The organism is Novosphingobium sp. IK01, from assembly GCF_033242265.1.
GTDB lineage: Bacteria > Pseudomonadota > Alphaproteobacteria > Sphingomonadales > Sphingomonadaceae > Novosphingobium > Novosphingobium pituita.
This window is the reverse complement of record NZ_BTFW01000001.1, coordinates 3,395,547-3,416,118: the sequence shown is the minus strand read 5'-3', so window position 1 is coordinate 3,416,118 and position 20,572 is coordinate 3,395,547. Positions and strand designations below refer to the sequence as shown.

The following is a 20,572-nucleotide window of genomic DNA, read 5'->3' as shown; positions in this document are numbered from 1 at the left end:
GCCTCTCCAAAGGACGTTGGCCCTGATCTACCGGCTTGTGCCAGCGCTGGCAACGGTGTATCCGAAAGCCATGAGCCAGCTTGTCCAGACTGTTCCAGACGCCCTCCAGATCGCACCGGGCGATGATGTGGCTGTTGCCCTGCGCCCGCTGCGCGCGGGTGCCACCGTCGATGTGGGCGCCGGAGAGGGCGCGCGGCGCGTGACCTTGCGCGAGGCGATCCCTGCCGGGCACAAGTTCGCCCTCGCCCCGCTGGAACAAGGCGCGCCCGTCCACCGCTATGGCGCCCGGATCGGGCTGGCGAGCGCGGCGATTGCGCAAGGCGCGCATGTTCACAGCCACAACCTGAAGACCGCGCTGGGCGGCGAACTGGCCTATGCCCCCTCCCCCCGCACCGCGCCCGCCGCGCCGGTTGCCGATGCGCGGGGGGCTGATGCCCCCGGCTTCATGGGCTTTGCCCGCGCCGATGGATCGGTGGGCACGCGCAACGAGGTGTGGATACTGCCCACGGTGGGCTGTGTGGGCCGTCTGGGCGAGCGGCTGGCCCAGCGCGGGACGGCCATGGTCGACCTCATGCGGCGCACCTCCTTGCCGGGTCTGTCGATCGACGGGGTTCATGCGTTCAACCATCCGTTCGGCTGCTCGCAACTGGGCGCCGACCTCGACGGGACCGCCGCCATTCTGGCCGCGCTGGCCAGCAATCCCAATGCGGGCGGTGTGCTGCTGCTCGGGCTGGGGTGCGAATCCAACCAGCTCGACGCGCTGCTGGCGCGCATTCCCCCGGCCCGGAGGAAGCGCTTGCGGGTCTTGCGCGCGCAATCGGAAAGCGATGAATTCGCCGCCGGGGAAGCCCATCTGGCCGAACTGCTGTCGATCATGGCGCAGGACCGGCGCACCCCCGTCCCGCTTTCGGGCTTGCGCCTCGGGGTCAAATGCGGCGGCTCGGACGCGATGAGCGGGTTGACCGCCAACCCCCTGATCGGCCGGATGACCGACGCGGTGACGCAGGCGGGCGGCAGCGCGATCCTGACCGAAATTCCCGAGATGTTCGGCGCCGAAACCCTGCTGCTCGAACGCACGACCAGCCCGGAGGTGTTTGGCAAGCTGTCCACGCTGGTCAACCGCTTCAAGCGCTACTTCCTCGACCATGGCGAGCCGGTCTCGGAAAACCCCAGCCCCGGCAATATCGCCGGGGGCATCACCACGCTGGAAGAGAAATCGCTGGGCGCAGTGCAGAAGGGCGGGCAGGCCCCGGTCTGCGACGTGATCGACTATGGCGGGCAGATCGCCACGAGCGGGCTGACCGTGCTCGAAGCGCCGGGCAACGATGCCGTCTCGACCACCGCGCTCGCCGCTGCCGGGGCGACGATCACCCTCTTTTCGACCGGGCGCGGCACCCCGCTGGGCAGCCCCGTGCCCACGGTCAAGATCGCCTCGAACGCGGCGCTGGCCGCCCACAAGCCGGGCTGGATCGACTTCGACGCGGGCACGGTCCTCGCCATCGGCATGGAGGCCGCCGCGCAAGACCTGCTCGCGCGCATCCTGGCCATCGCCAGCGGCGAACCGGCCTGCAACGAGCGCAACGAGGAACGCGCCATCGGCATCTGGAAGCGCGGCGTCACGCTTTGAGAACCCGTCCCAAAAGTCCTCGGGTCGGGCTCTGAGAGTCTGATCCGGTTACAGCATCAGGCGGTTGCGGCCCTCTGCCAGATGCCAGCGCATCGAGAGCGCCGCACGCTCGGGATCGCTGTTGCGGATGGCGGCCACGATGTCCTCGTGCTCGCGGATCATGGCCTCGATCGCGCAGACATCGCGCGAGATGTCGATGCCTGCACGCATGATCTTCGCGACGCCCGACTGGATCGCATCGAAGCTGTCGAGGAAGGCAGCATTGCCCGTGGCTCGGGCAATCGCGCGGTGGAGCGCGATGTCTTCGGCATCGGCCCGCCCGCTCGAAAGCAGAGCCTTGCGCAACGCGTCGAGGCAGGCCGTGATCTCGGCCAGATCATCGAGCGAGCGGCGCTGGGCGGCCAGCCGCGCGGCTTCGGCTTCGAGCACGAAGCGCACTTCATACGTCCCCAGCGCGGCGGGCAGGTCGCTGGCAGCCATGTGCCGTGACAGCAGGCGCGAAGGCACGCGCACGAGATAGGACCCGGCGCCCGGCCTTGCCTCGACCACTCCGTCCGAGCCGAGGCGGGCCAGCGTCTCGCGGACAATCGTGCGCGAAACGCCCAGCGCGCGGGTCAGGGCCAGTTCTGAGGGAAGCCTGTCGCCAACCTTGAGCGACTGGGCCTCGACAAGCCCCAGAATGTCGACATAGGCCCGATCGACCAGACGCAGCTTCGACATAACCCTCTCGCCTTATTGCCCGAGGCCAGCGATAGGAGCGTTTGCCCGGCACGTCCACAGACGGCAGGCACAGAAGCGCGCGCGCTATGCTTCGAGCGCGGCGCGCAGCGGGTCGAGGTAGGCCGAGAAGTGCTCCCACTGGTCGACGCCGCTGCGATAGAGCGGCTGGCGCACCTGTTGCGAGCTGGCCGTGCGCACCGCGCGTTCGGTCTGGTGGAAGCGGATGCACCCCTCCTCGAACGGCAGGCCGAGGAAATCGAGCAGGCGGCGCACCTGCCCTTCGAGGTCGTCGACCACGTCCTCGTACTGCACGCGCAAAACTTTGCCCGGCAGCACGGTGTCCCAGTGGTCCATCAGCCGCACATAGTCGCGGTAGTAGCGCCCCACTTCCTCAAGCCCATAGGTGAACTCCTGGCCCTCGGCGAAGAGTTGCTTGAAGCCCGAGAAACAGCAGCCCATCGCGCTGCGGCGCGCGTCGATGATCCGCGCATTCGGCAAGATCGCGTGAATCAGGCCGATGTGGCGAAAATTGTTGGGCATCTTGTCGATGAAGAACGGCCTGCCAAGCTTGCGGTGAATGGCCGTATCGCGAACATAGGCTTCGCCCAGCGCGCGCCGCTCGTCGCGCGAAAGATCAGCCATGTTGGCCGGATAGGCCGAAGCCTGCCCCACCCGGCGCCGCCCGCCCAGCTTGTGCGCGAGGGCCAGGATATTGGGCAGTTCCATCGTGCCCTCGACCTGGCTGTGGCTGGCGAGGATCTGTTCGAGCAGGGTCGAGCCGGCGCGCGGCAGACCGACGATGAAGATCGGATCGGGCGCGGTGTGCCCCCCCTCGCCCAGCGCGGCGATGAAACCGGCGTCGCAAATGTCGATCTGGTCCTGCATCTCGCGCGCCAGACGGCGCCAGTCATAGCCGACTTCCTCGCGCTTGAGGCGGTTTCCGCGCTCGTAACAGGCAAAGGCGCGGTCGTAGAGCCCCCGGTCTTCCAGCGCCTTGCCCAGCGCGAAGCACAAATGGTAGCGGTCGGCCAGCGCGGTGCGGGGCTGTTGCTCCTGCGCTTCCATCTGCGCCAGTTCGGCATCGTCGAAGCGGTAGGTCTTGAGGTTGGCAAGGCTCCAGTAGGCCGCGCCGAAATCGGGGCGCAGGCCATAGGCCGCGCGATAGGCGGCGAGCGCCTCGGGGATGGCATCGACCGTCTTGAGGACGTGGCCGAGGGTCAGGTGATAGCCCGGATTGCGCGGATGATCGGCCACGCGCTGGCGATAATGCTCCAGCGCCGCGTCGAAATTGCCGACGGCAAGGTTCTGGTCGGCTTCGAGCGAGGCGATCATCATCGAGCCCGGATCGATCCGGCGCAAGTGCCGGGCCTGGTCGAGCGCCTCGGCGAATTTCTGCCGCTTGTTGAGCACGCGGGCATAGTCATAGCGCGCGCCGATATTGTCAGGCTCGATCGCGATGGCGGATTCGAGCAGAAATTCAGCCTCGTCGACAACCTGAAACCGCTGCGCGATCTCGGCCAGCAGGCGCATGCCCTCGGTATGGGTGGGGTTGGCCTGAAGGAACTGGCGGCACAGCGCCTCGGCCTGCGAGAGCCGGTTTTCCTGAATCATGCCCGCCACCCCGAGCAGGGGCGGTGGCAGGGCAGCCAGATAATCGTGCTGGGCCAGCGCATAGTCGGCCGCGTCGCCCTCCTGAAGCTCGGCCAGCCGCCGCCACGCGGCGGGCAGCGCCGCATTGGTGGCCACCGCGCCCTGATAGGCGGCCAGAGCGCCCGCCCGGTCGCCCTGCGCCAGAAGGCAGTGCCCGCGCTCCTGCAAGGCGCGGCCATGGGCGGGATAGAGCGCGAGAAGGTGATCGAGCGCGGCCAGCGCCCCGGCCAGATCGTCCTGATAGCGGCGCACCACCGCGTCGAGATAGAGGCCGTCGCGATTGTCGGGCTCGCGCCGGAGAACTTGCGCAACCCGCGCCCCCGCCCCGGCCAGATCGCCGCGCTGCATGGCGCCCTGAATGTCCCGGAGCAGGCCGGGAATATCGGCAGTCTCGAACGCAAGCTGCGTCATCGTGGCAGCATTTCCTTCCGCTTGCCGGGCGCCTGAGAGCCCGACCCTCGGACTCTGAGTTCGCCACCGGCGGCCCCCGGAATCAAGGCCTGATTTTCAGCAGGCCATCCAAAAAAAGAAACCGGTCAAAAAAGCGGGGCGGCCCCGCATGGCGCCGCCCCTTGCTGGCTTCAGAAGTTGTACGAACCGCGCAGGCCCACCGTCAGCGGGCGTGCGGTCGTCGTGCGGTATTCGCCCTCGGTCAGCGAGCGGAACAGCTCGGGCCGGGCATTGGTCAGGTTCTTGCCGTAAACTTCGAGCGTCCACTTGTCGCGCGAGACACCCAGCGAAATGTCGAGCATTTCATAGCCGCCCTGCCTGAGCGAGGTGATCTGCGGCGAGATCGGATCGCCGTTGTTGACGGTCACCCCGTTGTAGGTGACGGTCGAGCCCGTCCAGCGGATCGAGGTATTGGCCACGTCGGAAGAAATCGACGACGACACATGGCGCACGCTGGCCTGGATGAATGGCTTGAAGCCATTGGCCAGTTCGCGCTGGTAGCGCCCGGTAACCGAGAACTGGAACTTCGGGCTCATCGCCAGAGGGCTGCCCAGCGGCACCAGCGCCGAGATCGGCAGGACATAGTCGGTGACCTTGGAATCGTTGTACGAGAACGACGAATTGACCGTCAGTTCGCGCGTTGCGCGCCAGGCCAGATCGCCCTCGATGCCATGGATGCGGGCATTGAGAAGGTTGTTGGTGAAAGTCTGGTTCGAGATGTTCTGGTCGAACACCGACATCTGCACGTTCGTCCAGCGGATGATGTAGGCCGCCACATTGAACTGGAGCCTGTGGTTGAGCGCCGAGAGCTTCCAGCCCACTTCATAGTTGTTGACATGGTCGGGCCGGTAATAGCGCAGGCTCACGCATTCGGGGGTATTGGTGCGGCACGGACGGCGGTTGAACCCGCCCGGACGGAACCCTTCCGAATAGGTCGCATAGATCAGCGAGCCGCTGTCGAACTTGTAGGTCAGGTTCGCCTTGGGGATCACCCCGTTGTAGTGGGCCGGGCTCAGCCCCGCGAGGGTCTGTGAAAAGTCGGCACTGATGTTGTAGTAGGCGGGCGGATTGGCCGCCGCGCTGTAAGTGCCGGTGGCCGGGTCATAGACCCCGCGCGCGCCGCCAAAGCTGCCGTCCGAAGACCCGGTCATCGAGGCCGTCTCGCGATAATAGCGCGCGCCGCCGGTCAGGGTCAGGTGATGGGGGATGATGTCGATCGACACTTCGCCATAGACCGCGAACTGCTTGTCGAGACGATAGGTGTCGTTGAAGAACGTCACCTCGGTCGGCTTGACGCCATAGTCGTTGGCCGAAAGGCTCGGGTTGACCGAACGCGGATAGATGTAGCCGGCGGCAACCTGGGAATAGAGCCAGTCGGTGTTGTCGCGCAGCTTGTTGACATCATAGAACACGCCCAGCGTGCCACGGATCCGCTTGTCGGCGGGCGAAACGATGCGCAACTCGTTGGTCAGGCGCTTGTTGACGCTCTTGATCCGGTACGACTTGCCCGGCGTGTAGCAGGTGTTCCCCGCATTGCTCATCGAATTGTAATAGACGCCCGCGTCGCACTCGTAATAGGGCAGATAGAGACCGACGTTCGAATAGCCCGAATAGTCGGCGGTCTGCTGCGCCTCGTGGTGAACATAGGACCCGGCATAGAGCACCGTGAGCGCGCCGATCCGCCCGTTGATGTTGAGCGTGGTGACGTCGAAGTTGTCCTTGAGCGTGTTGGGCCCGAACTTGTGCACCTTGAGGTCGCCGATGTCGGGCTGGTAGTCGAACACGCCATCGGAAGTCAGCTTCTGGCGCATGTGCATGACATCGATCGACCAGTCGGGGTCGATCTGGTAGGTCAGCGCCGCGCGGAAGCCCTTGTATTCGGCGTCGTTGTAGTTGTTCTTGACGTAAGCGGCATTGTTGATCTTCTGCCGGATCGGCGGCGTATACCCCGAGCCGGTGCAGTTGGTGACCCCCACGCACGAAGCCAGCGCGCGCGAGACCAGCAGCGGGTTGCCCGTGGGCAATTGCCCGGCCTCGCCGACATGGCCATCGAAGGGCATCTGGTATTCGCCGTAGACATTGTCGATGTAGCCGCCCTGATGGTCAAAATAGCCGGTGACGCGCAGGGCCAGCTTGTCCTTGACGATCGGGATGTTGATATAGCCATCGACCTCGCCGCTCATCGCCGCGCTGTAGGTCGCCGAGACCGAGCCGTTGATCCCCCCGCCCCACCTGGTCAGGTCGGGCTTGCTGGTGATGTAGCGGATCGCACCGCCCATCGAACTGGCACCGAACAGCGTGCCCTGGGGCCCGGCCAGAACCTCGACGCGGTTGAGATCGACCGGATAGATATCGAGGTTGCGCCCCGGCATCGAGCTGGGCGCATCGTTGAGATAGAGCGCGACGTTGGGCTGAACGCCCACGGTGCCCATGAACTGCGCGCCGGGCGTATCGGACGAAAGGCCGCGAATGTAGATCGAGGACACACCCGGCCCGCGCGAGGCCGACCGCACGTTCGACATCTGCGCGACGAGGTCTTCAAGGTTCGAGACATGCAGGTCGCGCAGCGCCTCGCCGCCCAGCGCCCGAATCGCCAGCGGGATCTTGTTGGCCGCTTCCGAACGGCGGGTGGCTGTCACGACGATATCGGTCAGGCCGCCATTGTCGGTGGTCGCCGGGGCCACGGACGCGGGCGTTGCAGGCGCTACGGGCGCGGATGCGGCCTCCTGCGCCCAGGCCGAAGGGCTCAGCGCAAAGGCCAGCACCCCGGCGGCGGCCGACATTTTCAGATTGGTCCCCATTTTTGAACGGATCGGCGTTCTCGAACTGTTGCGTTCGCTCATGATGCATACCCTCACGATTGCTTGATTTTTTATGCAACAGGCCCCCCTCACCGAAACGTCACCGTTCGGCGGGCCAAGTCCAACAGTAAAAAAGATCACAGATCGGCTGCGCGCCCTGTTTCGCCTCGGATCATCTGCCCGATTCCGCAAACGCGCAGAAAAAATGTACACACATGAACATTGAATGCAACGAATATGTCCGCCAGCCCCGGCCCCCGGCACATTGCGGATGCAAAGTGTGTTTATGTGAAATAAACCACAACAATCAATGTGCTTGTGCGAGGCAAAGTGCCGAATCCAGCCGGCCAGGCCCATCATTACTGCAAATTATGCCCGGCATCCGGGTTTGCTGATCAATCGTCCCATAACCCGCCCCGCCCCTTCCGGCGGCCCCTTTCCAGGCGGGAAAATCAGCGTTCCGTGCGCCGTTCCCCTCTGCGCGATGCCGCAAGGTTCACATGAGAACATTAAATTGACACATGTGAACATATGTGATGTCATCCCCCTGTCCGTTCCTTCCCCGGCCCCTTGTCCGGGCCGGACCTGCCGGGGGACGCACCAATCCGATGTCTCCATACCCAATTGCCGGAAATACCCTCTGTTTTCGCTGCCCGCCGCCCGTGATGCGGCGATGGTCCCGATGGAAAACTTGCGGAGCGTTCGACGTGATCTCCAGGCCCTCTCCTTCCGGCGTGTTCCCCACGGTTCCTGCCCAAGCCTCTCCCGCAGACGCCGATCCCGTTCCTGCGGACAATGCCCGGCAGCGCCGCTTCATCGCCCGGCTGACCTTCATGATCTCGGGCGGCATGTTCATCGACGGCTTCATCCTGGGCGCGGTCGGCATCCTGATGCCCGGCATCACCGCCGACCTGAAGCTCTCCACCAGCTGGGAAGGCCTGATCGGCGCCTCGGCGCTGATCGGCATCCTGATCGGGGGCCCCATGGGCGGGTTGCTGGCCGACAGGATCGGCCGCAAGCCGATGTTCACGATCGACCTTGCGATTTTCCTGCTGGGCTCGCTCGCCCAGTATTTCGTCGTCACGCCCGGCCAGTTGTTTGCGGTGCGCCTCGTCATGGGCATTGCCATCGGCGCCGATTATGCCGTGGGCTGGCCGATGCTGGCCGAATTCGCGCCCGCGAAGATCCGCGGATTGCTGATGTCGGTCCAGGAGATCGGCTGGTATGCGGGCTATCTGGCAGCCTATGCGCTGGCCTGGGCGCTCACCGTCCACTTTACCGTCGACTGGCACTTCATCCTCGCGCTCAGCGCGGTACCGACGCTCATCGTCCTGCTCATGCGCTTCGGCACCCCGGAATCGCCGCGCTGGCTGATGAGCGTGGGCCGGATCGACGAAGCCGAAGCCCTCGCCCTTGAATACATGCACGAGGAGGAACGCCGCGACTTGCGCTCGACCAACCCGGGCGGTGCGCTCTCGTTCCGCCACCTGTTCGCCCCGCGCTATCGCCGCGCCACGGTGTTCACCTCGGTATTCTGGGTCTGCAACGTCACTCCCTATTTCGCCATCGGCACCTTCGCGCCGGTCGTGCTGCACAAGCTGGGACTGGGCGATGGCATGGCCGGGGGGCTCGCGCTCAACGGCATCGCGCTGCTCGGCGTGCTGGCCTGCACGGCACTGGTCGACCGCTGGGGCCGCCGCCGTCTGGGCATCCCGCCGTTCTTCATTTCCGCCGCCGCGCTCGTGCTGGTGGCGGTGCCCGGCCTGCCCAGCCTGTTCGTGGCGCTCGCGGCCACGGCATTCTTCTTCTTCAACGCCGTCTCGACCGCGCTGTGCAGCCTCTATCCGACCGAAGTCTTCCCGACCGAGATCCGGGGCGCGGGGGTCGGCTTTGCCACGGCCACCTCGCGCATTGGCGCGGCGGCCGGAACCTTCCTCCTGCCCATCGCGATGGAGCGTCTGGGCACGCCGCCCACGATGCTGATCGCGGCGGCCATCTGCGTGGCGGGAGGCATCGTGTCCCACCTGCTCGCCCCGGAAACCAAAGGGCTGGCGCTGGGCGAGGCTTCAGCCCCTGCCGCCCGCCCCCCCGCATAGACACCAGCCAGCCGCCAGCGGCCCCCTCGCATCCGCGATCAGGCGCTTATCCCAGATCGCGGACCAGCCGCGCGGCAAGGTCGCGGGCGGTGCGCGCCGCGCCCATCAGGGTGGCCGAGCCGGCCCCCGTCCAGTCGCCATAGCCAGCCAGCCAGAGGCGGGGTTCCCCGAGCGCCCGCTGATCCTCGACCCGGACCCGGCCATCCTCCTCGACGAGACCAAGCCCGCGCAGATGGTCGAGCGCGGGGCGGAAGCCCGTGCACCAGATGACGGCATCGACTTGCGTCTGCGTCTGGTCGGGCCAGACCACCCCGGTCCCGGTCATCCGCTCGAACGGCCTGACGGACACCAGATCGCCGCGTGCGCGGGCTTCCTTCACAGGGGGCACGACCACGATGTCGCCGATCCCGCCGACCGGCCCATCGGGCCTGGCCGCCTTGAGGCGCGCCACCGCCCGCTCGAACAGGACATGGCCATCCACCTCGTCGGGCAGGAACAGCGGCTCGCGCAAGGTGACCCAGCGCGCCCGCGCGCGCGGGGCAACTTCGGCCATGATCTGGGCGCCGCTGTTGCCCCCGCCCACGACAAGCACGCTCTGCCCGGCAAATGAATCGGGCCCCACATAGTGCGCAGAATGGATCTGCCGCCCCCGGAACAAGTCGCGCCCGGGAATATCAGGCACATAGGGATGCGACCATGTGCCCGTCGCGCTGACCACAGCGCGGCCCGCAAAGCATCCGGCGCCAGTCTGCACCACGAGCCCGTGATCGGCCCGCGCAATCGCCGTCACCTCCAGCGGGCGCCTGATCGGCAGGTCGAAACGGGCCTCGTAGCGTTCGAGATAGTCGATCACGTCATCGCGCGTGGGATAGCCCTCGTGCGCGGGCGGCGGCATCAGCCAGCCCGGCAGCGAACTGTAGCCCGCCGGGGAAAACAGCCGCAGCGAATCCCAGCCATGGCGCCAGGCCCCGCCCGCAGCCTCGCCCGCATCCAGAATGAGGAAATCGGCCTTCGCCCGCTTCAGGTAATACCCGAGCGCAAGGCCCATCTGGCCCCCGCCGACGATGATGATATCGTGCTTTTCCATGAGGTCAGGCTTGCAGCCTGCGCCGGACATCTTCAACCCGGACGATCTCGCCCCGAACAATTTCAAACGCGCGAGGCCGCATCGGCCTGTCCGTCGTCAGAACATTCGGCACAACTCACGGCGTAAATTAGCGGAGTGCGGGCCTCGTCTGGGGTTTGATGTTAGGCGGCGAGCTTGCGGTGTTGCAAGCGCCGATGCTCGATGGTCTGTCGTTTGATCCTTTCACGCTGTTTGATGATGGCGGGGGCCCTGCCGAAGTAGGCATCGGCGGACGTCACGTTGTTCAGGCTCTCGTGGTATCGCTGGTGATTGTAGTGCTCGACGAAGGCCTTGATCTGTGCCTCGAGGTCGCCGGGCAGGAAGTAGTTTTCCAGTAGGATGCGGTTCTTCAGGGTCTGGTGCCAGCGCTCGATCTTGCCCTGGGTCTGAGGATGACACGGGGCGCCGCGCACGTGGCTCATCTTGTTGGCCTCGATATATTCGGCCAGTTCGCCCGCGATGTAGCTGGGGCCATTATCAGACAGCAGCCTTGGCTGTAAACGTTCACGCTATTTGGCGGCGCACCAATCGCGGTGTTTGTCAGTTACCCAGCTCGATAACGAGGCAATCGCGGGCCGTCTGAACTATGGCGAGCGGTAAATGGAGGTGTCCAGGTGGCTATGGCTGGCTGCCCCTTAATTCTGCCCGAACCGCGTCGCCCTTAGGGCGTTAATGCTGCTGACCTGCCCCCCGTCAGTCCCTCGATCATAACGAGAGTCCAGCAGTTAAATACGATGCCCCCTGCGCCTGCACAAGCGCGTCGTGCGTGATGGCTTCGTCCTGCTCGAACGCTCGACGCGCTTGTGCAGGCGTTCGATTTCCCAAAGATGAGTGTGGCCGGACGTGGTTGTAATCGTAGCGCCAGATGGCCAGCTTCCGGCGGGCATCGGCCAGGCTGTCGAACAGTTCCTCGTTGAGGAATTCATCGCGCAGCGAGCCGTTGAAGCTCTCGATGAACCCGTTCTGCTGAGGCTTGCCCGGGTCGATGTAATGCCACTCGATCCCATTCTTGCCGGCCCATTCGAGGATGGCCCGACTGGTGAATTCGGTGCCATTGTCGCTGACAATGCAGGCCGGTTTGCCATAGAGCCGCACCAGCGTGTCGAGTTCACGCGCCACCCGGGCACCAGAGATGCTGGTATCCGCGATCAGGCACAGGTTCTCGCGGAAGCAGTCATCATTGATGGCCAAAATCATGAACTTGCGTGATGCGCCGAAGGTGTCGGACACAAAGTCCATCGACCAGCGTGCCCCCGGTGCCAGCGGCACGGGCATCGGCGTGCGGCTGCCCCGCGCCCGTTTGCGGCCACGCCGCCGCCGCACTGACAAGCCTTCCTCCCGATAGAGCCGGTAGAGCTTCTTGTGGTTCATGATCATCCCCTTGCGTTCGAGCATGATGCCGATCCGCCGGTAGCCAAACCGGCGGCGCTTGCCCGCAACCTCCTTCATGGCGGCACGGATGGCGCTATGGTCAGGCGGGCGTTCGCGCCGGGCTCGGCTTTGGGCCATGCCCCCGGCATGGCCGTCGCCTGCGCTCTTGGGATCGACACCAATCAGCACGCAGGCCCGGCGTTGCGAGATCTCATAGTCCCGCAACACCCGCCGCACTGCGTCCCGCCGCTGGCCCGGTGTCGTCAGACTTTTCCCAGCAAGTCCTTCAGGATCGCGTTGTCGAGCATGCTGTCGGCCAGCAGGCGCTTCAACTTGCCGTTCTCGTCCTCAAGCTGGCGCAGGCGGCGGGCGGCGGATACCTCCAATCCGCCGTATTTGGCCTTCAGCTTGTAGAACGTGGCCGTGCTCAGCCCATGTTTGCGGCAAACCTCCACAGTCGGCAGCCCGGCCTCCTGCTCCTTGATCATCCCGATAATCTGCGCCTCGGTGAAACGGCTCTTCCTCATGCGTCTGCTCCTTGCAGTTGGCAGACTCTACATCAGAATGAGGGATCTTTCGGGGGGCAGGTCAGAGCGCATTGGCCGCACCGTCCGCCCGCGCCTGGTCTTCGCCTTCGACGTGGGCCGCGCAGGCGTGGAAGCGACCACCAAATATGTGAAGCGCGCCATCACCGAAGGCTGGGACGCCAGCGCCATGCAGGTCCGCCCCGATGGCGAGGGCACCAAGAAGGACTGGAACGACCTTCTCAAGGACCACCTCGACTGGGCCGGAGACCCGGACAAGGCCCCACTCTCCGACTGGGCCTTCGACCAGTACCGCTACAACGGCGCCATCACCATCGCCGAAACCGCGCGCGACAAGGCCCGGCTGATGGCCGACCACAAGATGGCCGTCTCCTCGTTCGAGTTCCGCCACAAGAACCGCCTGTGGTCGTGCAAGGTCAGCTTCGACGAGGAGAGCGAAAAGCGCCGCATCGTGGTCGAGGAAATCGCCAACTGCGCGTTCCGCCTGCTCTATCGCGAGTTTGATGAGGTCGCCAGCGAGGCGACCTATTTCCTGCAAATAGACTTCCCCCTACAATCGGAAATCCACAAAGGGCCGCTTCTCTTCCGCAGCATGTGCGAACAGCGGCGAGTTCAAGAAGCGGCTCATGACCTGGGCCGCATCGTGGAGCGGAACCAGCGAGCAATTCGACCGCATCATCCGCAACCAGACCCGCAACCTCAAGGTCGTCGAGCCGATCAAGTTCACCGGCTATTCGCGCGACCATCGTGCCTGGGTGCTGGGCGACATAGCCGTGCGCGACGGCAAGCTGATCAAAATTAACGAGGAAAGCTATTTCGACCTTGGCCGCGACGCGGTGAAGCTCAAAAGCCCCGACCGCCTGCTCGACATCACCTACGACCCTGACCAGATCGACTTCGACTGGCTGCCCGATCTGTGGACCGCCTATGGCCCCAAGGGGCTGGTTGCCCTGGGCTTCTTCGTCATGTCGCTGTTCGCGGTCCAGATCCGCGAGCGCCACAAGTCGATCGGCTTCCTCGAAATCACCGGCGATCCGGGCGCTGGCAAGTCGACCATGGTGGAATTCCTCTGGAAGACCCTCGGGCGGCCCGATCACGAAGGCAACGATCCTAACAAGGGCACCGTGGTTTTCCTCGCCCGCACGTTCATGAAGGTATCCAACCTGCCGGTCGGCCTGATCGAGGGCAAGCGCGGCGACGATGACAAGCGCTCGGGCCAGCGCCAGTACGACTACAACGAACTGCTGGTGCTCTACAACGGACGCAACCCGCGCGGCACCGGCCAGAAGTCAGACGGCTACGAGACCCACGAACCGCCATTTCTGGGCACGATCTACCTGATGCAGAACGAGCGGATCGACGCGATCCCCGCCGTTCTGGAACGCCTGATGTCGATGAAGGTCGACAAGAGCCGATGGAGCGATGCGACGAAGCTGGCTGCCGTCCGCCTCGAACGCTGGCCGATCGAGCGGGCCTCGGGCACCATCGTTCATGTCGTGCGCAATGAAGGCCGGTTCCTGCCCTACTTCTTCGAACGCTTCGACCATCACGATACCGACATGCCCCGGCGTGTTCCGGGCCTCCACAATACCCGCCCGATCAAGTGCCACAGCCAGCTTGCCGCCGCTGTCGAAGGGCTGGCCCGGATATTTCCCAACTGCCGCCAGGAATGGATCGATGAGGCCGTTGCCTTCATCGACCAGATGGCGCTCGACCGGCAGCAAAGCTGCGGCGGTGATCATCCGCTCGTGGCCGAATTTTGGGAAAAGGTGGACTTCCTCATCAGCCGCGAGGATTCCACCGCCCACACCGAAGGCAAGAGCATCAACCAGCATCGCGACCGCGACCGGCTGATCGCGATCAACATGCCCCTGTTCGAGGCCCGCTGCCATCAGGCAGGCCTGCGCCTGCCCAACATGGACATCCTCAAGAAAGTGCTGCGCGGCAGCCAGTCCCACCGCTGGGTCGCCACCAAGAACGTGAACCGCCCAGACGGCAAAGTTCTGGTCTGCTGGGTCTTTGAGCAGCCCGCCAAGGCGGAGCGGATCATATGACCGCGCCCGCCCCTGCCCCGGCCAAGGAACCCCGCCGCGTCTGGCACGGCATCGAAAGCCCCGAGCCGCCCGTCGCCGCCGCCGACTATGCCGCCATCCGCGCCATGGCCGAGCGTATGCTCGAAGCCCGCCGCAAGCGGTTCCCCCAGCTGATCGCCGCTGGCCGCATGGAGGCAGGGGATGCCGCCGCGCAGATCGCGGTGTTCGAGGCGCTGGCCGCCGAATGGCGCTGGATGGCCACCGGCACGGGCGCGCCCGCCGATCACGCCATGCTGCCCGCGATCACCGCCGCCCTCGATACCAGCATCGCCACGATCGCCGAGATCGCGATGGAAGACGGCGGCCTCTCCATGGATCTGGCCGCGCAGGCCGAATGGGTGATCGCCATGGCCTGGCACCTCGAACCGGGCCGCCGCACCCGCGCCGCCCGTGCCCAGACCTTCCTCTGGCGCCAGCTCATCGCCGCCACGCCAGCCTCCCTTTCCCGCTGACCGGAGACTTCCCATGGCCTTCGCCGACCGCGCCAAAGTCGCCGCCTTTGCCCTCTGCTTCGGTTTCGCCTGGCACATGCTCGATCGCGTCATCGCAGGCTTCGCCCGCTGCCCGCTCGAAGGATGCCTGCCCTGGTGAAAGCACCCCTTACCCACAATGAAAGAGAAGCCCCACAAATGCACGAAAGACACCATACCCCAACCACTCTGGAGGGCCTCAAGAGCCGCGCCAAGCGCATGAAACGCGAAACTGGCTGCACGCACATCTCTGCCCTTGATGCCGTTGCCCGAGAAATGGGCTTCGCCCACTATTCTGCCGCCCAGGTCCATTTCACACAGATTGGTGGTGTGGAATGACCATGGAACATCTGTGCGACCTCATGTTCGACGCCAATGTGCGCTTCGAGGGAATCTGGCCCTTCCCCGTCTACAACCCACCCGAAAGTCTGGCAGATGCTTTGGGAGTTCACAGCGCCTTGCCTGAAGAGCTTCAATCGCTCGCCGCAAGTTATGATGAAGATCAGCGAGGCCACCTCTTTGAGGGCCTGTCGCCTGATTTCCTCGAGGCATACGAAGAACTCTGCTGCAATGCGTTCAATCGACGCATGTTCGGCTTCATCGCCGTTGCGGCAACCCCGGTGCTGACACCCACTGGCCACGGGTCTGCATCGTTCTCGTGGGGACATTACCATACAACCATCCTCTTCAACGAGACGATCGACGGCCTGCTGGAGACGGCTTCCCAATGGGCAGACCGAATTTCCGATGCCGACATGGGCCGCACCCCAAAAATGGGAGACGCTGCATGACAGACCGCAATATCGATGTGCGGAAATGCTGGACGCGCCCGGCCACTCCCTGTTCGCTCGTTCCGAACTGGGAAGGTGAATTCTGTGACTTCAACGATTGGGTGAATTCTGCGTCCAGACGTCTGACTGTCGCCAGCGACAGTATTGGAATGGATCTCTCCCCGATCTGTGTCGATACGCTGGGCAGACGATGCCACAACGGGCGAGACTTCATGCGCGCCCGTGATGAGGGCACATTCCCCGTCCGCTATTTCTTTGACTGCATATTGGCGGCAGAGGGGCCTACCGAATGATCCGGGTCCTTTTCCTTGCCCTGGCCCTCACCGCCTGCTCTCCGACAGGTCGCGACCCGCAAACCAACGAAAGCGCCGCGCTCGACATGATCCGCATGGGCTATGTCCAGTGGGTTGCCGCCTGCGCATGGCAGCATGGCCGAAATCACTCCCTCCTCGCCACTGCCATCCGCCGCTGCCAGATCGATCTCGGCCTGCGCCGGACATGCCGCCCCGTCCCGCATCATCGCCCCGAAAGGTGCGCCCCATGAGCCACGAAACCCCACCCGCGCCAGAGCGACTGCTCCGCATTCAGGAGGTCATGCACATGACCTCCCTGTCCCGATCCTACATTCATGCCAAGGTGGCGCGAGGAGAATTCCCCGCGCCGATCAAACTGGGCTACAAATGCACCCGGGTCGCGTCCCGGGACGTGGTGTAGGTTCTGACGGTAGCGCTGCTGGCCGGGCGCGCGCTTTCCATATAGCGCTGTAGCGTCCGGCCAGCAGCGCGGGTGGTCACCGCGATTTTCGGATAGGTTTGGGTTGCAAAGCTCGAACCTGGAGAACCACGATGACCGATTCCATGATGCACTTGCGCACGCTGGTCGAGAAGGCCCCTGACGCGGATATTTTGCGCGAGATGATCTCGTTTGCCGCCGGGCGGCTGATGGAGATGGAGGTGGGAGGCCTGACTGGTGCCGGTCACGGCGAGAAGTCTGCCGACCGGCTCGTCCAGCGCAACGGCTATCGCAACCGCGACTGGCACACCCGCGCCGGCACGGTCGAACTGCGCATCCCCAAGTTGCGTAAAGGCAGCTATTTTCCTGGATTTCTGGAGCCGCGCCGGATGGCCGAACGGGCGCTGACGGCGGTCATCCAGGAAGCCTACGTGCATGGCATCTCGACGCGCTCGGTCGATGACCTGGTCAAAGCGCTGGGCATGGATGGCATCTCCAAAAGCCAGGTCAGCCGCCTGTGCGAAGAGCTCGACCAAAAGGTGCATGCCTTCCTCGATCGCCCGATCGAGGGCGACTGGCCCTACCTGTGGATCGACGCCACCTATGTCAAAGTCCGCCAGAATGGCCGGATCGTATCCGTTGCGGTGATCATTGCGGTGGGCGTCAACAGCGACGGTCGCCGCGAAGTGCTGGGTATGGACATCGGCCCATCGGAGGCTGAGCCATTTTGGACGGCCTTTCTGCGCAAGTTGACGCGCCGGGGCCTGCGCGGCGTGAAGCTGGTGATCTCCGATGCGCATGAGGGCATCAAGGCGGCGGTCTCCAAGCTGCTGTGCGCGACATGGCAGCGTTGCCGCGTCCACTTCATGCGCAATGCCCTGGCCCATGCCGGCAAGAGCGGTCGCCGGGTCGTCTCGGCCTTCATCGGCACCGCCTTCGCACAGGAAACGCCCGAGGCAGCCAGCCAGCAATGGCGCTCTGTCGCCGACCAGATGCGTCCGAAGCTCCCAAAACTCGCCACCTTGATGGACGATGCCGAACCCGACGTGCTGGCCTACATGACCTTCCCAAAGGAGCACCGCGCCAAGTTGCACAGCACGAATCCCATCGAGCGGCTGAACGGCGAAATCAAACGCCGCACCGAGGTTGTCGGCATCTTCCCGAACGAGGCTGCGATCACCCGCCTCATCGGCGCCATTCTCATGGAACAGTCCGATGAATGGGCCGTCCAGCGTGGACGATACATGTCGCTTGAAACCATGGCGCCGGTGAGCGACAATCCCATCGTCGTGCTCTCGGCTGTGCCAGGCGCATGATCGGCTCAAGCTGATGCCGAATTTGGCGGTGGCCCAGATAAGCTACACCATGCCGTGGGACACGATCCACCGATGAACTGATCTCAGGACGAATTCGCTTTTTTGAACTATCCGACACGTCAAGTAGGAAACATCTGGAGAGCCTTGGCCTTCCTAAAATCGATCATAAGTGGGTTCGCCTTGCTATCGGAAGCGAAGGAAAAAAACTTGTATCTGGCGACATAGACTTCTTTGAGCCGAGTTTAAAAAAGGCTTCTTCGAAGATAAAGAATCGTATTCGGAGCACCCGATCTGGTATGTGCTGCAAAAGTCTGAGGAAAGTATATGGTATTGAGGTGATGTGCCTTGAGCACGTGCCTGATGAGGTTGCCGCTTGAGCGTGGTCCGATCAAATCTCATATCAAGATAGAAAGTTTCTCGATGATCAGCACTCAGTCGCCTAACGCCCAATGGTTGCATAACTGAACTCGAGATTCCAAGCCGAAGAAATGACGGGTATTGGTCGGGGCAGTTGTCATTCGCGGAGGTACAACGAATGGCAGTTTAGTCCCACGACGCCGCGTTCCGCTGCTGGCGGCAGCCGACCAAATCGAGCCGTTTCACAACGTGCGTCAGAGTGGCTTCCCTCGCCAGTTGCCGTCAATACGCGGCAGAGTTGCTTTACGACTGAAGCGGCAGGTTCGGTCCCCCTATTTCATTTCGATGCCATCATTGGCGCCCACCTGCTTGTGCCCCTGGCTTTCTCGGTTCATGCGTCTACCATGAACCGCGCCTACCTCTCCCTGCCCGCCACCTCAATTGGCACGCTTACCGATGCTGACCTCTTCGGCCGGCTGGCTGCAAAGCTCCCCTTTGCCCTCGAGCCAACCCAGCGCTCTGCCTGGGAGTATCAAATCCAGCACTTGCGCGAACTCGCGGCGGGTCTGCCCGAAGCCCATGCGTTCATGGAGTTCCTCATCCCCCGCATGGGCCGGCGTGCCGATTTGATCCTACTGACGAGCGGCGTTGTGTTCGTGGTCGAATACAAGCTGGGCGCGCGCCAGTACGATCGATCGAGCCTCGATCAGGTCTATGGCTATGGGCTTGACCTCAAACACTTCCATGAGACCAGCCACGGCCTGCCTATCGTGCCGATCCTCGTTGCCACCCATGCGCCACACGATGACGGTCGGATGCTGCAATGGGACGACGATGGCCTCGCGAAGCCCCTGGGCGTGAACGCAGCAGGCCTCCTCCCGGCAATCCAGAGCATTTGCCGCACTCATGCGCGCCAGCCGATCGACGCGGCGGCTTGGGAAGCTGGGCGCTATCGCCCCACGCCCACGATCGTCGAGGCCGCCCAGGCTCTCTACCGTGGCCATGCCGTCGAGGAGATCTCGCGCTCGGAGGCTGGCGCCGAAAACCTCACCCACACCGCGGACTACGTGGCTAATGCGATCGAGACGGCCAAGCGCGACAAGCGCAAGATCATCTGCTTCATCACCGGTGTGCCAGGCTCGGGCAAGACGCTGGCGGGGCTCAATCTGGCAACGGCACGCCAGCGGGCCCACAGCGACGAACACGCGGTGTTCCTCTCGGGCAATGGCCCCTTGGTCGATGTGCTGCGCGAGGCGCTGTCGCTGGATGCCGTGGCAAGGGCGAAAGAGGCCGGGCGCAGCACGTCCAAGACGGTGGAGGACCGCAACGCCGCAGCCTTTATCCAAAACATCCACCACTTCCGCGATGAAGCCCTAACCTCCAGCAGCCCGCCTAACGAGAAGGTCGCCGTATTCGACGAGGCCCAGCGCGCCTGGGACGTCGAGCAGACCTCGAAATTCATGCAACAAAAGAAGGGGCAGTTGGGCTTCTCGATGTCGGAGCCCGAGTTCCTGCTGTCAGTGATGGACCGCCACGATGATTGGTGCGCGATCATCTGCCTCGTCGGGGGTGGCCAAGAGATCAACACCGGCGAGGCTGGCATCGAGGAGTGGCTGCGCGCGCTGGAGCGGAGCTTCCCGCATTGGCAGGCGCATATCCCTGACAGCCTGGCGCATTCGTGCCGGCTGGCCGATGAGGTGACGGCGCCAGCGCTGCATCTCGCCACCTCGTTGCGCTCCTTTCGCGCTGAGCGCCTCTCGGACTTCGTCGGCCACGTGATCGCGGGCGATGCCGCGGCTGCGCGACAGGTCAAAGCGGCCCTGGCCAGCTTTCCGCTCTACATCACCCGCGACCTGGATCTGGCGCGGCGCTGGCTTCGCTCTAAGCGGCGAGGCGCTGAACGCATGGGCCTTCTCGCCTCGTCCAATGCTGCGCGCCTGAAGCCTCATGGCGTGTTCGTGAAGGCCAAGATCGAGCCCGCCAAGTGGTTCTTGGCGCCGAGCGATGATGTGCGCTCCTCCGACGCGCTGGAAGACGCCGGCACGGAGTTCGACGTCCAGGGTTTGGAGCTAGACTGGACCTGCCTGTGCTGGGACGCGAACTATCGCCGTGTCGACGATGCGTGGCAGGCATTGCAGTTCAAGGGCACCCGCTGGCAGGCCGTCAATGACGAGGCGCGCAAGGCCTATGTCGCCAATGCCTATCGCGTACTGATGACGCGAGGGCGCCAGGGCATGGTCGTGTTCGTGCCAGAGGGCAGCGAGGACGACGCCACGCGCGAGCCGGAAGTGTATGACGCCATCTATGCGTTTTTGGTTGAGTGCGGATTGGAGCCGCTGGCGTAAACCAAGTTCACATTCTGTCGCTAGAGCCCCGTCGCGGTCGCGCGTGACCCGCGATGGGGTACCCCCTGGGAAGGACCCGCCC

General features: G+C 64.2%; 16 protein-coding genes and 1 pseudogene. 11 read left to right on the top strand and 6 right to left on the bottom strand.

The annotated features are described in order from the left end of the window. Window positions 1–70 precede the first annotated feature (70 nt). Entirely contained in the window at window positions 71–1,627 is a 1,557-nt protein-coding gene (locus tag SBI20_RS15840; protein WP_317975923.1) for a UxaA family hydrolase, read from the top strand. A 48-nt stretch (window positions 1,628–1,675) separates the two neighbouring features. Here SBI20_RS15840 and SBI20_RS15835 read toward each other — a convergent pair whose 3' ends face one another. The 3 genes from SBI20_RS15835 to SBI20_RS15825 all read right to left on the bottom strand — a co-directional run bounded on the left by SBI20_RS15835 (window position 1,676) and on the right by SBI20_RS15825 (window position 7,290). Further along, window positions 1,676–2,347: a FadR/GntR family transcriptional regulator gene (locus SBI20_RS15835; protein ID WP_317975922.1), complete on the bottom strand. Its 672-nt coding sequence runs from the start codon at window positions 2,345–2,347 to the stop codon at window positions 1,676–1,678. Window positions 2,348–2,431: 84 nt separating this feature from the next. Next, window positions 2,432–4,408 (bottom strand): tetratricopeptide repeat-containing sulfotransferase family protein, encoded by a 1,977-nt coding sequence (locus SBI20_RS15830; RefSeq protein ID WP_317975921.1) that lies wholly within the window; start codon window positions 4,406–4,408, stop codon window positions 2,432–2,434. 170 nt (window positions 4,409–4,578) lie between these two features. Then, window positions 4,579–7,290, bottom strand: a complete 2,712-nt coding sequence (locus SBI20_RS15825) for a TonB-dependent receptor (RefSeq protein ID WP_317975920.1) — start codon at window positions 7,288–7,290, stop codon at window positions 4,579–4,581. A 665-nt stretch (window positions 7,291–7,955) separates the two neighbouring features. Between SBI20_RS15825 and SBI20_RS15820 the strand changes: the two genes are divergently transcribed. Further along, a complete protein-coding gene (locus SBI20_RS15820; RefSeq protein WP_317975919.1) occupies window positions 7,956–9,344 on the top strand; it encodes an MFS transporter in 1,389 nt (462 codons plus the stop codon). 46 nt (window positions 9,345–9,390) lie between these two features. Here the strand turns inward: SBI20_RS15820 and SBI20_RS15815 are convergent, their stop codons facing one another. From SBI20_RS15815 to SBI20_RS15805, 3 genes and pseudogenes are all read right to left on the bottom strand, one after another. Beyond that, complete coding sequence (locus SBI20_RS15815; protein WP_317975918.1) at window positions 9,391–10,431, bottom strand: ArsO family NAD(P)H-dependent flavin-containing monooxygenase; 1,041 nt, start codon at window positions 10,429–10,431, stop codon at window positions 9,391–9,393. A 161-nt stretch (window positions 10,432–10,592) separates the two neighbouring features. Further along, a pseudogene (locus SBI20_RS15810) lies at window positions 10,593–10,967 on the bottom strand (integrase core domain-containing protein); the annotation flags it as partial. Between the two features lie 208 nt (window positions 10,968–11,175). Beyond that, a protein-coding gene (locus tag SBI20_RS15805; RefSeq protein WP_411911491.1) for an IS3 family transposase occupies window positions 11,176–12,368 on the bottom strand; the annotation gives its coding sequence in 2 pieces (ribosomal slippage) (window positions 11,176–12,110 and window positions 12,110–12,368; 1,194 coding nt in all). 644 nt (window positions 12,369–13,012) lie between these two features. On the opposite strand from SBI20_RS15805, the gene SBI20_RS15800 reads away from it, so the two are divergent. The 9 genes from SBI20_RS15800 to SBI20_RS15760 all read left to right on the top strand — a co-directional run bounded on the left by SBI20_RS15800 (window position 13,013) and on the right by SBI20_RS15760 (window position 20,490). Beyond that, window positions 13,013–14,440 (top strand): hypothetical protein, encoded by a 1,428-nt coding sequence (locus tag SBI20_RS15800; protein WP_317975917.1) that lies wholly within the window; start codon window positions 13,013–13,015, stop codon window positions 14,438–14,440. Next, window positions 14,437–14,931: a hypothetical protein gene (locus SBI20_RS15795; RefSeq protein WP_317975916.1), complete on the top strand. Its 495-nt coding sequence runs from the start codon at window positions 14,437–14,439 to the stop codon at window positions 14,929–14,931. The genes SBI20_RS15800 and SBI20_RS15795 overlap by 4 nt, the downstream gene beginning before the upstream one ends. Window positions 14,932–14,944: 13 nt before the next feature. Beyond that, window positions 14,945–15,070: a hypothetical protein gene (locus SBI20_RS15790; protein ID WP_317975915.1), complete on the top strand. Its 126-nt coding sequence runs from the start codon at window positions 14,945–14,947 to the stop codon at window positions 15,068–15,070. After that, entirely contained in the window at window positions 15,067–15,288 is a 222-nt protein-coding gene (locus tag SBI20_RS15785; protein ID WP_317975914.1) for a hypothetical protein, read from the top strand. Before SBI20_RS15790 ends, SBI20_RS15785 begins: the two co-directional genes overlap by 4 nt. Then, entirely contained in the window at window positions 15,285–15,740 is a 456-nt protein-coding gene (locus SBI20_RS15780) for a hypothetical protein (protein WP_317975913.1), read from the top strand. Before SBI20_RS15785 ends, SBI20_RS15780 begins: the two co-directional genes overlap by 4 nt. Window positions 15,741–16,029: 289 nt before the next feature. Next, window positions 16,030–16,284, top strand: coding sequence for a hypothetical protein (locus SBI20_RS15775; protein ID WP_317975912.1), 255 nt, complete (start codon window positions 16,030–16,032; stop codon window positions 16,282–16,284). Next, window positions 16,281–16,454 carry a helix-turn-helix transcriptional regulator gene (locus SBI20_RS15770; RefSeq protein ID WP_317975911.1) on the top strand — a complete coding sequence of 58 codons (174 nt, stop codon included), beginning with the start codon at window positions 16,281–16,283 and terminating at the stop codon, window positions 16,452–16,454. Before SBI20_RS15775 ends, SBI20_RS15770 begins: the two co-directional genes overlap by 4 nt. A gap of 131 nt (window positions 16,455–16,585) precedes the next feature. Further along, window positions 16,586–17,788: an IS256 family transposase gene (locus tag SBI20_RS15765; RefSeq protein ID WP_317973748.1), complete on the top strand. Its 1,203-nt coding sequence runs from the start codon at window positions 16,586–16,588 to the stop codon at window positions 17,786–17,788. Window positions 17,789–18,549: 761 nt separating this feature from the next. Further along, a complete protein-coding gene (locus SBI20_RS15760; protein WP_317975910.1) occupies window positions 18,550–20,490 on the top strand; it encodes a DUF2075 domain-containing protein in 1,941 nt (646 codons plus the stop codon). Window positions 20,491–20,572 lie beyond the last annotated feature (82 nt).

What these genes read in the sequence shown, in the direction of transcription:
- SBI20_RS15840 (WP_317975923.1), top strand. Translation starts at nt 71, where the DNA reads ATGAGCCAGCTTGTCCAGACTGTTCCAGACGCCCTCCAGATCGCACCG.
- SBI20_RS15835 (WP_317975922.1), bottom strand. Translation starts at nt 2,347, where the DNA reads ATGTCGAAGCTGCGTCTGGTCGATCGGGCCTATGTCGACATTCTGGGG.
- SBI20_RS15830 (WP_317975921.1), bottom strand. Translation starts at nt 4,408, where the DNA reads ATGACGCAGCTTGCGTTCGAGACTGCCGATATTCCCGGCCTGCTCCGG.
- SBI20_RS15825 (WP_317975920.1), bottom strand. Translation starts at nt 7,290, where the DNA reads ATGAGCGAACGCAACAGTTCGAGAACGCCGATCCGTTCAAAAATGGGG.
- SBI20_RS15815 (WP_317975918.1), bottom strand. Translation starts at nt 10,431, where the DNA reads ATGGAAAAGCACGATATCATCATCGTCGGCGGGGGCCAGATGGGCCTT.
- SBI20_RS15800 (WP_317975917.1), top strand. Translation starts at nt 13,013, where the DNA reads ATGACCTGGGCCGCATCGTGGAGCGGAACCAGCGAGCAATTCGACCGC.
- SBI20_RS15795 (WP_317975916.1), top strand. Translation starts at nt 14,437, where the DNA reads ATGACCGCGCCCGCCCCTGCCCCGGCCAAGGAACCCCGCCGCGTCTGG.
- SBI20_RS15790 (WP_317975915.1), top strand. Translation starts at nt 14,945, where the DNA reads ATGGCCTTCGCCGACCGCGCCAAAGTCGCCGCCTTTGCCCTCTGCTTC.
- SBI20_RS15780 (WP_317975913.1), top strand. Translation starts at nt 15,285, where the DNA reads ATGACCATGGAACATCTGTGCGACCTCATGTTCGACGCCAATGTGCGC.
- SBI20_RS15775 (WP_317975912.1), top strand. Translation starts at nt 16,030, where the DNA reads ATGATCCGGGTCCTTTTCCTTGCCCTGGCCCTCACCGCCTGCTCTCCG.
- SBI20_RS15770 (WP_317975911.1), top strand. Translation starts at nt 16,281, where the DNA reads ATGAGCCACGAAACCCCACCCGCGCCAGAGCGACTGCTCCGCATTCAG.
- SBI20_RS15765 (WP_317973748.1), top strand. Translation starts at nt 16,586, where the DNA reads ATGACCGATTCCATGATGCACTTGCGCACGCTGGTCGAGAAGGCCCCT.
- SBI20_RS15760 (WP_317975910.1), top strand. Translation starts at nt 18,550, where the DNA reads ATGAACCGCGCCTACCTCTCCCTGCCCGCCACCTCAATTGGCACGCTT.